This is a genomic window from Arachnia propionica (assembly GCF_037055325.1).
Taxonomy (GTDB): domain Bacteria; phylum Actinomycetota; class Actinomycetes; order Propionibacteriales; family Propionibacteriaceae; genus Arachnia.
Genome location: NZ_CP146373.1, coordinates 336,901 through 351,409 on the forward strand (window position 1 = coordinate 336,901; position 14,509 = coordinate 351,409).

Sequence of the window (14,509 nt, forward strand, 5' to 3'; positions counted from 1 at the left end):
ACGAGCGCCATCTGGCCTAGCAGGAATGCCGGAGCTGATTCTGTTCGCACAGCTCCTGCGGCAGCCGTCCTCCTGAGGGGCGCACAACGACTTGGAGGGGACTGCCTCGAAGAATCGAAACCGATTCCGTTACGATCTTGCCCACTTCTCTGGTTGGTTCTGGGGGCCGAAGACAGGAAATTGAATGCGGAGGTCGGGAGATGGGCGGAGTCGCCCGCGCACAGGGATGACCAGAGCAACGGAGACCGTCGAACGGATCAAGCAGTTCATAACAACCAGCGGGCTTCAGCCTGGTGACTGCCTGCCCAGCGAATCTGATCTGTGCGACAGCCTCGGTGTTTCCCGGAGTTCGGTCCGGGAAGCTGTGCGAACCCTCAGCACCCTGGATATCGTCGAGGTCCAACACGGTCGGGGAACCTTCGTCGGGAACGCCACCCTCCGTCCCTTGGTGGAGACGCTGACCTTCCGCATGGGCATGCTTCACGGGGAACACCAGCAAGCGCTTTGCGAGGTGGTCGAAGCGCGGCGGGGAATCGACCTGGGTGAGGCTGATCAGGTCTGTTCCATTCTCCGGGGAACCAACGACGAGGAGCTCCACCGGTTGGTCGACCAGATTGCCGAGATGAGGAGACAGGGGGAATCCTTCGCAGAGCTGGACCGTAGCTTTCACATCACCCTCATGCATCGCGCAGGCAGAAGGATCATCGCGGACCTGGTCGCGGCCTTCTGGGAGGTTCAGGCCGTGACAATGGCCAAGCTCCCACCGAGCACCGTGACGGACCTGCCCAGTGCACATACAGAGATCCTCAAAGCAGCCGAGGCCGGGGACGTGAACGACTACCGGCGAGCGGTGTGCACACACTATGAGCCTCTTCTCGCGAGTTTCCGGCGCTAGGATTGGCCACGCCCGTGGCAGCGGGATTGCAGATCAACTAGGAGAAACTGTGGCCCTGACCCCTCAGGATGTGGCGCGGCTGGCAGCACTGGCCCGGCTCGAACTGACCGAGTCGGAATGTGCCGAGCTGGCCCCCGAACTGGAAGTGATCTTGGGCTCGGTGGCCCGGGTGGGCGAAGTGGCGGGAGACGACGTCCCCCTCATGACCCATGCACTTCCTTTGACCAACGTGATGCGCGCCGACCAGGTGCATGAATCCCTGCCTCAGCAGGAGGTGCTGGCAGGAGCCCCCGACGTCGAGGACGAGCGTTTCCGCGTTCCCCGGATCCTGAGCGAGGACTGAACCGTGACCGAGATCATCACCAGGACGGCCCATGAACAAGCCGACCTGCTCGCGGCGGGCGAGGTGAGCTCCGTCGAACTGACCCGCGCCCATCTCGACCAGATCGAGGCGATTGACCCGGCCCTCAACGCATTCCTGCACGTCAACGCCGAAGGCGCCCTGGCCGCCGCGGCCGCGATCGACGCCCGCCGGGCCAAAGGTGAGGAACTCGGCCCGCTGGCGGGAATCCCCATCGCGGTGAAGGACAACTTCTGCACCACGGGACTGCCCACCACCTGCGGTTCCCGCATCCTGGAGGGCTGGATCCCTCCCTACGACGCGACGGTCGTCGCGCGCCTCAAACAGGCCGGGCTGATCATCCTCGGCAAGACCAACATGGACGAGTTCGCGATGGGATCCTCCACCGAGACCTCCGCCTTCGGGCCCTCCCGCAACCCGTGGGACCTCGATCGGATTCCCGGCGGCTCGGGGGGAGGATCCTCCGCCGCGGTGGCGGGCTGCCTCGCCCCGCTCGCTCTGGGCTCCGACACCGGGGGCTCCATCCGCCAGCCCGGGGCGGTGACCGGCACCGTTGGGGTGAAACCCACCTACGGCGGGGTATCGCGCTACGGGGTGGTGGCGATGGCATCCAGCTTGGACCAGCCCGGTCCCGTCACCCGCAACGTCCTGGATGCTGCGCTACTGCACGCAGCCATGGGCGGTCACGACCCCATGGACTCCACGTCCATCGCACAGCCGCTGCCCCCTCTGGTGGAAGCGGCACGCCGCCGCGAGGTCCGGGGGTTGAGGATCGGCGTGGTCAAGGAGCTCGGCGGTGAGGGCTACGACGCCGCCGTTGAAACCCGATTCACCGAGGCCGTCCAGTGGCTGCGCGACGGCGGAGCCGAGGTGGTCGAGGTGTCCTGCCCATACTTCGAATACGCCCTGGCCGCCTACTACCTGATCATGCCGGCGGAACTGTCCAGCAACCTCGCGCGCTTCGACGCGGTGCGTTACGGGCTGCGGCTCGGCGACGACGGATCCCGCGACATGGAGGCAGTCACCTCATTCACCAGAGGACAGGGCTTCGGACGCGAGGCCAAACGCCGGCTCATCATAGGCACCTACGCCCTTTCCAGCGGCTACCACGACCAGTACTACGGATCCGCCCAGAAGGTTCGCACTCTTGTGGCCCGCGACTTCGAGGCGGCCTTCGCCGAGTGCGACGTGCTGGTCTCGCCCACCACACCCACCGTCGCGTTCAGACTGGGGGAGCGCACCAGCGACCCGATGGCGATGTACAAGGCGGACCTGTGCACCATCCCGTCGAACCTTGCCGGCAACGCGTCGGCGAGTTTCCCTGTCGGTCTGAGCGATGAGGGGTTGCCCGTCGGGTTGCAGGTGATCGCACCCCCGCTGGCCGATGACCGGCTCTACCGGGTGGGTGGTTTCATCGAGGCAACCCTGGAGGACAGGCTGGAAGGGCCGCTGCTCAAACGGGCGAAACCTCTCGACGGAACAAGGGCGGTGTGGCGATGACGGACCTGATGGACTTCGACGAGGTCATCGAAAACTACGATCCGGCGCTCGGGTTGGAGGTGCACGTCGAACTCAACACGAAATCGAAGATGTTCTGCGGCTGCTCTACCGAGTTCGGGGCGGAACCGAACACCCAGACCTGTCCCGTGTGCCTCGGTCTTCCGGGGGCACTTCCCGTGGTCAACGCGAAAGCCGTCGAATCCGCGATTCGTATTGGTCTGGCGCTCGGATGCCGGATCGCACCGTGGGGCAGATTCGCGCGGAAGAACTACTTCTATCCGGACATGACCAAAAACTTCCAGACCTCCCAGTACGACGAACCGATCGCCTTCGACGGCCGGGTCGAACTGGAGGTCGACGGAGAGAGTTTCGTGGTCGAGATCGAACGCGCTCACATGGAGGAGGATGCCGGTAAACTGACCCACATCGGGGCGACGGGACGCATCCACGGGGCCGACCACTCCGTCATCGACTACAACCGGGCCGGCATGCCGCTGATCGAGATTGTCACCCGGCCCATCCTCGGCGCAGGGGCGAAGGCCCCGCAGGTGGCGCGTGCCTACGTCGCCCACCTGCGTGACCTGATGCGCGCCCTCGACGTCTCGGACGTGCGCATGGAACAGGGCTCACTGCGCTGCGACGCGAACGTGTCGCTGGCTCCCAAGGGATCAGCAGAGTTGGGAACCCGCACCGAAACCAAGAACGTGAACTCGCTGCGCTCCATTGAACGGGCCGTCACCTTCGAGATGCGACGCCAGGCTGCGATCCTCGCGGGCGGGGGACGGGTCACGCAGGAAACCCGGCACTTCCACGAGGGCGACGGCTCAACCAGCCCTGGCCGCTCCAAGGAGGAGGCGCAGGACTACCGCTATTTCGCCGAACCGGACCTCGTGCCCGTGGCGCCCAGCGCGGAGTGGATCGAGGAACTGCGCGCCACGCTTCCCGAACCCCCCGCCGAGCGTCGCAGGCGCCTGGCCGAGGAATGGGACATCGATGCCAAGACCATGGCAGCTGTCGTGGCCGCCGGGGCCCTGGACCTGATCGAGGCGACGGTGGCCGCGGGGGCTTCCCCGCAGTCGGCCCGGAAATGGTGGCTGAGTGAGCTGGCCCGCCGGGCCAACGAGGCCGGCGTCGAAATGGATGCGCTCGGCGTCACCCCGGCCGATGTAGCGGAAACCCAGGCGATGGTGGATGCGGGCGAGCTGACCGACAAACTGGCGCGCGCAGTGTTTGACGGTGTCATCGCGGGCGAGGGCAGGCCCGGCGACGTGGTCGCCACGCGTGGCCTGAAGGTGGTTTCCGATGATGGAGCGCTGAAAGCGGCCATTGAGGATGTGATTTCCACGAACCCAGATGTGGTCCAGAAGATCCGCAGTGGAAAACACCAGGCGGTGGGGGCGCTCATTGGGCAGGTCATGAAGGCCATGAAGGGCCAGGCGGATGCCGCCCGGGTCCGGGAGCTGCTGATGGGGAAACTGACCTGACCGGGCGGGCCCGGGCCGCTACAGGCCGCCGACGGCTCTCCGGAACTCCTCCACGGTTTCGGGTTCGGCCGTGATCTCGATGTCGGCGTCCCGGTCCGTCAGGAACAGCAGCAGCTCCGAGGGGAGGCCTGCGAGGCGCAGCGGTCGATTTCCCCTGCCGTGACGGATGACCCCACCGAGTGTGGGAACCAGGATGAGCTGCCCACCCCAGGCACGCTGCGCACGGAAGGCCAGCACCCGGACGGTGCGCAGCAGTTCCGCCTGATCCTTGTCGTCGCTGAGGTGCTGGGTCAGGCCATTCGCACGCAGCACGTCCTCGTGGTGGACGAAGAACTCCACAGCGTTGACGATGCCATCGAGCGGGCGCATCACCCAGCCCGGGCGGCGTAGCTCCCTGACCAGGGCCGGAAATCCTTTCAGATGCAGGGCTTCGGTCTGGATTCGTCTGGTGAGCTCGGCGAAGCGTTGCGAACCGATCCCGGGCAGCGATGCCGGTTTGTGCTCTCGGATCCACAGGTGCGCGGCCAGGTCGCCAACGTTCCAGCCGTCGCACCTGGTGGGGGCCAACGGCCCGAGTTCGGACATCAGATCGCACAGCGACTCGCGCTGCCGGGAAGCAAGGCTCATGCCCCAAGCCTACGGGCTCGGGGCACGGGTCGCCTCGGAGAACGGCTCCAAGGCGACCCAGGTTCACCCCTTGATGCACAGCAGGGTCCGGAGCCGTGCCACGACCTCGACCAGATCAGACTGCGCCCGAATCACATCATCGATGTCCTTATAGGCGGCTGGGATTTCGTCGATTACGCCGGGATCCTTGCGGCACTCAATTCCTCTGGTCTGCTCGGCCAGGTCCTTGGTGGTGAACCGCCGCTTGGCCTGACTCCGCGACATCCTCCGGCCCGCACCATGCGAGGCCGACTCGTAGGAGACCGGGTTGCCGAGTCCCCGAACGATGTACGAGCCGGTTCCCATGGAGCCGGGAATCACACCCAGATCATTCTTTCCGGCCCGGATCGCCCCCTTCCGAGTGACGATCAGCTCCAGGTCGTCGTAAGTCTCCACGGCCACGTAGTTGTGGTGGCAACGGATCGGATCCTCGAAGGCGATCTGGGGGATGTGCCGTGAGAGGTCGTCGCAGATGCTGGCGAGCATCACGTCACGGTTGAGCAGCGCGTAGGACTGCGCCCACCACAGGTCGTGGAGGTAGGCCTCCATCTGCGGGGTGTGGCTCAGGAACACGGCCAGGTCCCGGTCCACCAGGCCCTTGTTGTGGGTGAGGGACTGGGCGACCTCCATGTGTTCCTGAGCCAACCGATTGCCGATGCCACGGGAACCGGAGTGCAGGGTCACCCAGATGCGGTCATCGTCCCCGGCGCACAGCTCGATGAAGTGGTTGCCGCCACCCAGCGTGCCGATCTGGCTCACCGCCTTGGTCTCGAGTCTTCCGAAGGAACGCGCGAGCCTGCGGGCCTGCAACGATTCGAAGCCCTCCCGCATCTGCGTGAACCTGCGCTTCAGCCTGCCGTGCCGGTCGATGGTGGGGGAGTGATCCCTGTGTGCCCCATTCCCGACCGGAACGCCCCGCTCAATGGCGTGGCGGAGCCGACCGAGATTGTCAGGAAGCCGGTCGGGACTCAGGTTGGTGCGTACCGCGGTCATGCCACAACCGATGTCGACACCGACCGCGGCGGGAGCCACTGCCTGGTGCATGGCGATCACGGATCCGACGGTGGCACCCTTCCCGTAATGGACGTCAGGCATGACGCGCAGCCCGTGGGTCCACGGAAGGGCGGAGACATTGCGGAGTTGCCTGATCGCAGGCTCCTCAATGTCGGTCTCGTCGGCCCACATGAGGGTGTTCACGGTGCCGCTCAGCGGCACCGGGTAGATGGACATGATGGTTCTCCTGAATCGGGAGGATCCGCGGTGGGCAGCACCCATCCGCAGGGCCTCAAAATGTTGACAGGGGCAACCAGAGACCTCTCGGAAACGAGGCATGTGAGAAAAATCGGGCGAGAGGGCTCCGTGCCCCCGGAACTCAGCGGGACTGTGCGGAGTTCGTGGGACGGGTTGAGACGGCAAGACGCAGCAAACGCGCCGCGGTGCCGCGACCGAACTGCTTTTCTTGCATGTTTCAACCTCTCGCTCACCCGGTGAACCGGGCCCGGCACCTTACCTTGATGCCGCGGAGAAGCATGGCAAATTCGCTGGCGAAATGCAACTCGTCGGCGGGAATCACCCGGGTAGTTATGGTCCGGTTGCCCCGTCACCCAACCCTGTCGATCCCTCCGGGCGCCCTTCGTTGATTCTTGATCTTGTGAATCTGGCCACGACCTGCCGACCTCGGCTCTCGCACCACTGGTGAGGTCCGTGTGGTCGGAATTCTGCATGAGGATCTTGGAATTTCTGTAGCCCTTCCACGGCCTTTCGGGTTGGCCAGGCCACGAGCTTACGGGAAGAATGGCTCCATGAGATTGCGTGAGGACGTGGCCGCCCGGGTGCGGTTCAACGCCGACGGGCTCGTTCCGGCAGTCGCCCAGGACGTCGCATCCGGGCAGGTGCTGATGCTGGCCTGGATGGATGAGGAGGCCCTGGCCCGCACCTTGACGAGTGGTCGGGCCACCTACTGGTCCCGCAGCCGTCAGATCTACTGGGTCAAGGGAGAAACCTCCGGTAACCACCAGCGCGTGCTCTCCGTTCATGTGGACTGCGACGGCGATACGGTACTGCTACGCGTCGAGCAGGCCGGGGCCGCCTGTCACACGGGCAACGCCACCTGTTTCTTCGCCGAGCTGACCGGAAGCGACGTCGAATGCTGAACATCTCTCCTTCCTTCGCCGAATTCACCGAGCTGGCGAAGACCCGTCGCGTGATCACCGTCCATGCCCGCCTGCTGGCCGATCACCTCACGGCGATTGGGCTGTACGCCACCCTGTGCGGGGCACGCGAGGGAACCTTCTTGTTGGAATCGGCCTCGGAAGGTGTGTGGTCCCGCTACTCCTTCGTCGGGGTGCGTTCCGCTGCCACCCTCACGGAGCGCGGCGGGAAAGCGATCTGGCTGGGGCGGGAACTGACCGGCATCGGTGACGGCGATCCACTCGATGTTCTGCGCCAGACCCTCGCCGAACTCGCTACACCAGCCACCGAGGGACTACCACCGTTCCATGCCGGGATGGTCGGTTATCTCGGCTACGACGTGGTGCGGCGGCTGGAGACGCTGCCGGATACCTGCACCGACGACCTCAGGCTTCCCGAGCTGGTGATGATGCTCGCATCCCAGGTCGCGGTGCTGGACCACAAGACGCATGAGGTGTACTTGATCGTCAACGCCATCAACTACGACGGCACCGACGAGGGTGTGGAACGGGCCTATCACGAAGCGCTGGTCGGCATCGAGGAAATGGCCGAGCGGCTCGCCGAGCCGGTCCCCTCCCTGGTGGAACCGGCACGCGACGGCCTGGTCGACCTCGAGATCAGGCGGCAACGCACTTCGGCTGAGTATGAGCAGGCGGTTCGGGCCACCATCGCTGAGATCGAGTCTGGGGAAGCCTTCCAGGTGGTGGTCGCACAGCGCTTCGACGTGCCCACCGACTCCGATGCGCTGGAAGTATACCGAGCCCTCAGATTGACCAACCCCAGTCCCTACCTCTACCTGCTGCGGCTGCCCGGGTTCGCAGTCATCGGCTCCAGCCCCGAGGCTCTCGTGACGGTCCAGAACGGCGTGGCCACCACCCGGCCCATCGCCGGTTCGCGACCACGGGGCAGCACCGAGGTAGAGGACAGGGAGCTGGCCGCCGAACTGCTGGCGGATCCGAAGGAGCGTGCTGAGCATCTGATGCTGGTGGATCTCGGACGCAACGACCTGGGGCGTATCTGTGAACCCGGCAGTGTCACCGTCCACGAGTTCATGCAGATCCACCGCTACAGCCACATCATGCACCTGGAAGCTGCAGTCAGCGGACGACTGGCCGAGGGGCGCACCGCGCTGGATGCCACCTTGTCCTGCTTCCCAGCTGGCACCCTCTCCGGGGCGCCGAAGGTGCGGGCAATGGAGATCATCGATCACCTGGAGGTCAGCCGCCGCGGACTCTACGGCGGCGTGGTCGGCTATTTCGATTTCGCAGGCAATTCGGACGTGGCCATCGCGATCCGTACCGCCGTGCTCAAGAACGGCATCGCCCACGTCCAAGCGGGCGCGGGAATCGTCGCCGACTCCGTTCCTGGGAGAGAGGACGCCGAGTGTTCGCACAAGGCTGCCGCCGTCATCACCGCGCTCCGCCGCGCCGCAAAGTTGGGAGAAACCACATGACCGTGCTCGACGAGATCATCACCGGGGTCAGGGAGGACCTGGCCGTTCGCCAAGCCGATCAGCCCTTTGAGACACTGCTGGAGTTGGCGCGGGAGGTACAACCGGCGCGCCCTGTGCTCCCCGCTCTGCGAGCCCCCGGGTTGGCCGTCATGGCCGAGGTGAAACGTCGTTCACCCTCCAAGGGGGACCTGGCCGAAATCACGGATCCCGCGGCGCTTGCCGTCGACTACGCAGCAGGGGGAGCTGCCGCGATCTCCGTGCTAACCGAGCAACGGCGATTCAACGGTTCGCTGACGGATTTCGATGCGGTCCGCGAAGCAGTGGAGACCCCGCTGCTCCGCAAGGACTTCATGGTGCATCCTTACCAGTTCTACGAGGCACGGGTTCACGGTGCCGACCTGGTGTTGCTCATAGCTGCCGCCCTCAGCGATGTGGAGCTGCGGGCTTTCCTGGACCTGACCGACGCGCTGGGGATGACCGCGTTGGTGGAGACCCACACCGAGGAAGAGGTGGAAAGGGCCGTCAGCGCAGGGGTTGAGGTGATCGGGATCAACAACCGGGACTTGAAGACACTCGAGGTGGATCTCGACCAGTTCGGGAAACTCGCCTCTCTCATTCCCGATGACCGGGTCAAGGTCGCCGAGTCCGGGATCCTCAGCCTCGATGATGCTCGAAGGGTTCGCCAGGAGGGAGCCGACGCCATCCTCGTTGGGGAGGCATTGGTCCTAAATGGTGACCCCCGCGCCGCTGTGGAGGAGTTCGCAGCGATCGACTGACCGTGCCTACCGGTGGGTTCTCCTTCCCCGGCAAACCGATGGACGGCCTGGGTCCAGCGATCTGTCGCAGAAGCACAAGGACCACGTGGTGGCAATCAGAACCAGGATGGCGTCGAAGAGCATCGGCGATGTGGGAAAGCGACGTTCGCACCTGCGCGACCCAGTAGGCTGCTGCACATGACCGCATTTCCCGATGCCCGAGGCCATTTCGGTCGATTCGGCGGAACGTTCGTGCCGGAGGCGTTGCACGCCGCCCTGGCGGAGCTGGACACCGAGTTCCGGGCCGCCCGGGCCGATCCGGTCTTCCAGCGTGAACTCGCATGCCTGCAACGAAACTATGCGGGACGACCGACCCCTGTAACAGTCGCTGAGAACTTTTCCAGGCACTGTGGCAATGCCACGATCTTTCTCAAGCGCGAGGACCTAAACCACACCGGCGCACACAAGATCAACAACGTGCTCGGCCAGGCGCTGCTCACCAAGCGAATGGAGAAAACGCGGGTGATCGCGGAGACCGGCGCCGGACAGCACGGCGTCGCCACCGCCACGGCGGCCGCCCTGCTTGGCCTGGAGTGCCGCATCTACATGGGACAGCTGGATACCGAACGCCAAGCCCTTAACGTGGCCCGGATGCAACTGTTGGGCGCCGAGGTTCACGCCGTCGCCTCTGGTTCCCGCACCTTGAAGGACGCGATGAACGAGGCGATGCGGGACTGGGTGTCGAGCGTCGAGAACACCCACTACCTGATTGGAACGGTCGGCGGGCCGCATCCCTTCCCCTACCTGGTCCGGGAACTTCAGCGGGTGATCTCCACTGAGGCCCGCGCTCAGATGCTCGAAGAACACGGCGGCCTTCCAGACTGCGTGGTGGCTGCCGTCGGAGGTGGCTCCAACGCCATCGGAGCGTTCGCCGAGTTCATCCCCGATGAATCTGTGCACCTGCTCGGTATCGAGGCCGCGGGTGAGGGCATTGAAACCGGGAATCACGCGGCGACGATCGGTGCGGGCCGCCCCGGTGTGCTGCACGGTGCCCGCACCTTCGTGCTCCAGACCGAGGATGGGCAGACCATGGACTCGCACTCGATCTCTGCCGGACTCGACTACCCGGGGGTTGGTCCCGAACACGCCTGGCTGGCCGAGACCGGCAGGGCAGGTTACGAACCCGTCACCGACGTTGAAGCAATGGATGCTTTCCAACTGCTGACCCGAACCGAAGGGATCATTCCCGCGATCGAGTCCGCGCACGCCATTGCAGGTGCCAGACGCCTGGCCCTGAAACTGACCGGTGAGAAACCCGAGGCGCGCCCCCGCATCCTAGTCTGTCTGTCTGGGCGAGGTGACAAGGACGTCTCCACCGCCTTCGAGTGGTTCGGAATGTCTGGCGAACCCGACCGAGTCGTGGGAGAGATGAAATGAACAACTTCACGGACCCCACCCGCCTGGGGATCTCCGGCAAGGTTCTGGACGCCTGTCGCACCCAGGGGCGTGCCGCCTTTGTCGGTTACCTGCCGGTCGGCTACCCGGACGTTGCGAAAAGCTGCGAGGCTTACCGCGTTCTGTGTACGGGGGCCGACATCGTGGAGATTGGGATGCCCTACTCCGATCCTTTCCTCGACGGCCCTGTCATACAGCACGCCACCACCAGGGCCCTTGCCCGGGGGGTGCGCACCCGTGATGCTTTCACCGCCGCCGAGACCGTCGCCTCGTGTGGCAGGACCCCGGTGGTGATGACCTACTGGAACCTGATCGAACAGTACGGCCCCGACATGTTTGCTCGAGACCTGGCCGCCGCTGGGGGAGCGGGCGTCATCACCCCCGACCTCACCCCGGACGAGGCCGACGAATGGATTGCCGCCACCGACGCCCACGGCCTCGACAGGATCTTCCTGATCGCCCCCTCCAGCACTCCGGAACGCATTGCCATGACCATGGCAGCCTGCCGGGGGTGGGTGTACGCCACCAGTGTCATGGGGGTGACCGGTGTGCGCCAGGGCACCTCGCAAGCCGCCCCGGTGATTGTCGCACGCGCCCGGGAGATCGATCCGGGCCTGCCGGTCGGTGTCGGCCTGGGAGTCGGCAACGGAGAGCAAGCCGCAGAGGTCGGCGCCTATGCGGATGCGGTCATTGTCGGCTCCGCCCTGGTGCGTTGTCTGGCAAGCGATGGGACGGATATGCCGGGGGATCTGGAAAAGCTGGGCACTCTGAGTGCCGAATTGGCGGACGGGGTGCGTCGATCCTTAAAGTGACGCGCTGGCCTGAACCACTCGAATCCTACAATGGATTTCAAGCGATGTGATAAAGGAGTTCGCCGTGGTTCGAAGTCGTTTTCTTGTGGTCATCGTTTGTGCGGTTCTCGCTCTTGCTGCTTGTGGGCGAAGTGCGCCACAAATCGATTCCGACCCAAACCTTGATGCCAGCGATATCTTGAGCAAGGCCATGAATCGTGGTGCGTCACAGCAACTCATCTCAGATCATGACAAGACTGTGGCTATGGATGCCGCGCTCACGGTATCGATGGACAACATGACGATGAAGATGGACATGAATCTGGACTCCAAGGAATCCGGTGATCAACGTATGAGTGAGGTCGGGTCGATATGAAAGTTTCAGCCGGCTCCGGGAAAACCAGTGATGTGAAGCTCTATATGCTCTTTCAACAGGAGGAGGAGGGCTATCACGCCTATGCGCGATTGGGGCAGGGGGCCGGTGCTGACAAGAAGGGACAGGAGAAACTGTCTGAGGAAGGAGCGCGGAGTCTGCTTGATCACATGCAACAGTCCTCCATGGCCTCAGTGGAGATGTATGCGAAAAATCCTGAAAAGGTGGGTGCAAAGGAAGAGGGTGGAAACTATATTGTTCAGCTGATTCCCTCGCATGAAGCTCTGATGAATATCGCCAAAAAAACTGGCTCCGGCAACAGCATCGAAAATTTGTCGAATAGTCGCTGCCTACTCACTATGGTAGTGGATAAGAACACCTATCATATGAAAAGCTTTGCCCTGGAACTCGAAGCCGATGTGACTTCTCAGGGGCAGAAGGCAAAGATGGACATGAAGGTGAACGTGACCTCCGACGAAAGCAAAGAGGTCACCCTCAGCGTTCCTGCTGATCTGACGGATGCCCCTGAGACCAGCCTGAAGACCTTCTTCTCTTCCTGAGGCCAAGCCTTCCGCGGGGTGCGTGGGACATCAGCTGGAGAGCATAGTGAGCACGGCCTTCACCCGGCGGTGAACGCCCGGGTCCGGGTGGAGGCCGAGTTTGGAGAAGATGCGCTGGGTGTGTTTCTCGATCGCCCCTTCCGTCACTACCAGGCGCTTCGCTATGCCGGCGTTGGTATGCCCCTCGGCCATCAGCCCCAGGACTTCTCTTTCCCTGGGACTCAGCTGGGCAACGGGGTCCGCCTTGCGGCCACGCCCCAGAACCTGCGCCACCACCTCGGGGTCGAGAACCAGCCCGCCCTCCGCGACTCGATCCGCAGCTTCCAGGAAGGTGTCGATGTCGGCGACCCGGTCCTTGAGGAGATAACCGAGGTGGGTGCCGCCGTCGGCGAGCAGTTCCTGCACGTAGGCAGCCACGACGTACTGGCTCAGCAACAGGATGGGGGCCTCACGCCAACGGCTGCGAATCTCGACGGCGGCCCGCAGGCCCTCGTCGGTGTTCGACGGGGGCATGCGGATGTCGGTGATGATCAGCTCGGGACGCAGCTCGAGTGCACGGGGCACCAGTTCGGTTCCACTCCCGACGGCGGCGATCACCTCGTGACCGCCGTCGCCCAGGAGCAATGCTAGGCCCTCCCGCAGCAGGACCGAGTCGTCGGCTATCAGGATTCGCAAGGGATCACCGCCTCGATCGTGGTTGGCCCCCCGGTCGGGGAAGTCACGGACAACCTCCCGTCGACTCCCTGGAGGCGTTCCTCCAAACCTGCCAGACCGTGTCCTTTGGCCGTTGAGGCACCTCCCATGCCGTCGTCGGTGATGGTGACGTACAGCCAACCGTCCTGGACCGCGGTGATCAGGTCGATTGTGGTGGCCCGGGAGTGTTTGTTGGCGTTGACAAGGGACTCCGAGATCACGAAATAGGCCGCCTGCTCGACGTGGTCGGGCAGTTTCCCGGGGATGCTGGAGTAGACGGTCACCGGGATGGCGGAGCGCGCTGCGGTCTCGTCGATGGCGGCCTCGAGCCCACGATCGACCAGTACTGGCGGTGCGATACCGCGAGACAGCTGCCTCAGCTCGGCAAGGGTTTCCTGAGTCTGGGCCATGGCCTCTCCCAGCATCTCGCGGGCCCGCTCCGGGTTCTGTTCCATCTGCTTGCGGGTGCGGGCCAGATCCATATTGAGTCGCACGAGTCGTTGCTGTGGACCGTCGTGAATGTCGCGTTCCAGCTTCCGCAGGGCTCCGGTCTCGGCGCGTTGCACCGCAGCCCGAGAGTCACGGAGCTGAGTGATCTGGGCATTGTTGCGGGCCCTCAGGTTCAGCAGGGCATCGCTTACTGAGCTGCGCAGCCATGCCAGTCCGCGGAACACGGGTGGTGCCAGCTTGATGGCGAGCAATCCCACCACTATGTAGATGAGTGCATCGAGGATTCTCACGAGGGTCGGGTTCAACATGGGAGTGAAACCTGTGCCCCACCAGTAGAGGTAGGCAAGACCGCCGCCATTCGAGTGGAAAATCTCGTTGAGCAGGGCGGAAATGGGGCCTATCACCGGCCCTGTGCACAGACCTGCCCAGGCCACGGCGAGCGCCCATGTGAAGGTGGAAGTGATGAAGCCCACGAACACCCACAGGACATCGAGCCATGATTGGGGATCTGCGATGACGTTGAGCATCGCCTTGAACCAGGAATCCCCTTCTTGGCGCTGTCGATAGTGCAATGCTGCTGTTTCGCGTCCGAAGAGTCCCGCCTGGACATGCCGTTCCATGGTGGCGAACCCACGGGCCATCAGCAGGGCGAAGGCCAGGATGGGGAGGCCAACCCAGATGACGGTTGTACCGATTCCGAGCGCCGTGAAGGTCACGACCATGATGAAGGCGAACAACATAACGGGCCAGCCGAGCAGGAGGTAGGCGATAGTTCCTCCGAGGGGAGGCTGAAAAGTGCGGTTCGTGTTCATGGTTTCACTCTTCACCTCAGCGGGCCGTGTTCCCATCCTGCTGGCACGAGGCCCGGGGTGGGGCTGGCCCG

15 protein-coding genes are annotated in these 14,509 nt (G+C 64.2%); 11 read left to right on the forward strand and 4 right to left on the reverse strand.

Translation table 11 applies throughout. The annotated features are described in order from the left end of the window. The first annotated feature begins 226 nt into the window (after positions 1-226). From V7R84_RS01480 to gatB, 4 genes are read left to right on the forward strand one after another with little or no spacing between them, the layout of a single operon-like run. Positions 227-895, forward strand: a complete 669-nt coding sequence (locus tag V7R84_RS01480) for a FadR/GntR family transcriptional regulator (RefSeq protein ID WP_338571294.1) — start codon at positions 227-229, stop codon at positions 893-895. Positions 896-944: 49 nt separating this feature from the next. Continuing rightward, positions 945-1,238 (forward strand): Asp-tRNA(Asn)/Glu-tRNA(Gln) amidotransferase subunit GatC, encoded by a 294-nt coding sequence (gene gatC / locus V7R84_RS01485; protein ID WP_338571296.1) that lies wholly within the window; start codon positions 945-947, stop codon positions 1,236-1,238. 3 nt (positions 1,239-1,241) lie between these two features. Next, positions 1,242-2,756, forward strand: coding sequence for an Asp-tRNA(Asn)/Glu-tRNA(Gln) amidotransferase subunit GatA (gene gatA, locus V7R84_RS01490; protein WP_338571298.1), 1,515 nt, complete (start codon positions 1,242-1,244; stop codon positions 2,754-2,756). Then, positions 2,753-4,240: an Asp-tRNA(Asn)/Glu-tRNA(Gln) amidotransferase subunit GatB gene (gene gatB / locus V7R84_RS01495; RefSeq protein WP_338571300.1), complete on the forward strand. Its 1,488-nt coding sequence runs from the start codon at positions 2,753-2,755 to the stop codon at positions 4,238-4,240. The genes gatA and gatB overlap by 4 nt, the downstream gene beginning before the upstream one ends. Positions 4,241-4,258: 18 nt before the next feature. Here the strand turns inward: gatB and V7R84_RS01500 are convergent, their stop codons facing one another. Beyond that, a complete protein-coding gene (locus V7R84_RS01500; protein WP_338571301.1) occupies positions 4,259-4,867 on the reverse strand; it encodes a maleylpyruvate isomerase family mycothiol-dependent enzyme in 609 nt (202 codons plus the stop codon). Between the two features lie 63 nt (positions 4,868-4,930). Continuing rightward, a complete protein-coding gene (locus V7R84_RS01505) occupies positions 4,931-6,136 on the reverse strand; it encodes an RtcB family protein (protein ID WP_338571302.1) in 1,206 nt (401 codons plus the stop codon). Positions 6,137-6,708: 572 nt separating this feature from the next. Here V7R84_RS01505 and hisI point away from each other — a divergent pair. From hisI to V7R84_RS01540, 7 genes are all read left to right on the forward strand, one after another. Continuing rightward, entirely contained in the window at positions 6,709-7,059 is a 351-nt protein-coding gene (hisI, locus tag V7R84_RS01510) for a phosphoribosyl-AMP cyclohydrolase (RefSeq protein ID WP_338571303.1), read from the forward strand. Beyond that, positions 7,053-8,549 (forward strand): anthranilate synthase component I, encoded by a 1,497-nt coding sequence (locus tag V7R84_RS01515; RefSeq protein WP_338571304.1) that lies wholly within the window; start codon positions 7,053-7,055, stop codon positions 8,547-8,549. Before hisI ends, V7R84_RS01515 begins: the two co-directional genes overlap by 7 nt. Further along, positions 8,546-9,325: an indole-3-glycerol phosphate synthase TrpC gene (gene trpC / locus V7R84_RS01520; protein WP_338571307.1), complete on the forward strand. Its 780-nt coding sequence runs from the start codon at positions 8,546-8,548 to the stop codon at positions 9,323-9,325. The genes V7R84_RS01515 and trpC overlap by 4 nt, the downstream gene beginning before the upstream one ends. 177 nt (positions 9,326-9,502) lie before the next feature. Then, positions 9,503-10,741 (forward strand): tryptophan synthase subunit beta, encoded by a 1,239-nt coding sequence (gene trpB / locus V7R84_RS01525; protein WP_338571309.1) that lies wholly within the window; start codon positions 9,503-9,505, stop codon positions 10,739-10,741. Continuing rightward, entirely contained in the window at positions 10,738-11,571 is an 834-nt protein-coding gene (gene trpA, locus V7R84_RS01530; RefSeq protein WP_338571311.1) for a tryptophan synthase subunit alpha, read from the forward strand. The genes trpB and trpA overlap by 4 nt, the downstream gene beginning before the upstream one ends. A 64-nt stretch (positions 11,572-11,635) precedes the next feature. Then, a complete protein-coding gene (locus V7R84_RS01535) occupies positions 11,636-11,926 on the forward strand; it encodes a hypothetical protein (protein WP_338571313.1) in 291 nt (96 codons plus the stop codon). Beyond that, a complete protein-coding gene (locus tag V7R84_RS01540) occupies positions 11,923-12,483 on the forward strand; it encodes a DUF6612 family protein (RefSeq protein WP_338571314.1) in 561 nt (186 codons plus the stop codon). The genes V7R84_RS01535 and V7R84_RS01540 overlap by 4 nt, the downstream gene beginning before the upstream one ends. A 30-nt stretch (positions 12,484-12,513) precedes the next feature. On the opposite strand, the gene V7R84_RS01545 is transcribed toward V7R84_RS01540, so the two are convergent. Further along, the gene (locus V7R84_RS01545) at positions 12,514-13,158 is read right to left on the reverse strand and encodes a response regulator transcription factor (RefSeq protein WP_338571316.1); all 645 of its coding nucleotides are present in this window, start codon (positions 13,156-13,158) and stop codon (positions 12,514-12,516) included. Continuing rightward, positions 13,146-14,438 (reverse strand): sensor histidine kinase, encoded by a 1,293-nt coding sequence (locus V7R84_RS01550; RefSeq protein ID WP_338571318.1) that lies wholly within the window; start codon positions 14,436-14,438, stop codon positions 13,146-13,148. The genes V7R84_RS01545 and V7R84_RS01550 overlap by 13 nt, the downstream gene beginning before the upstream one ends. Positions 14,439-14,509 lie beyond the last annotated feature (71 nt).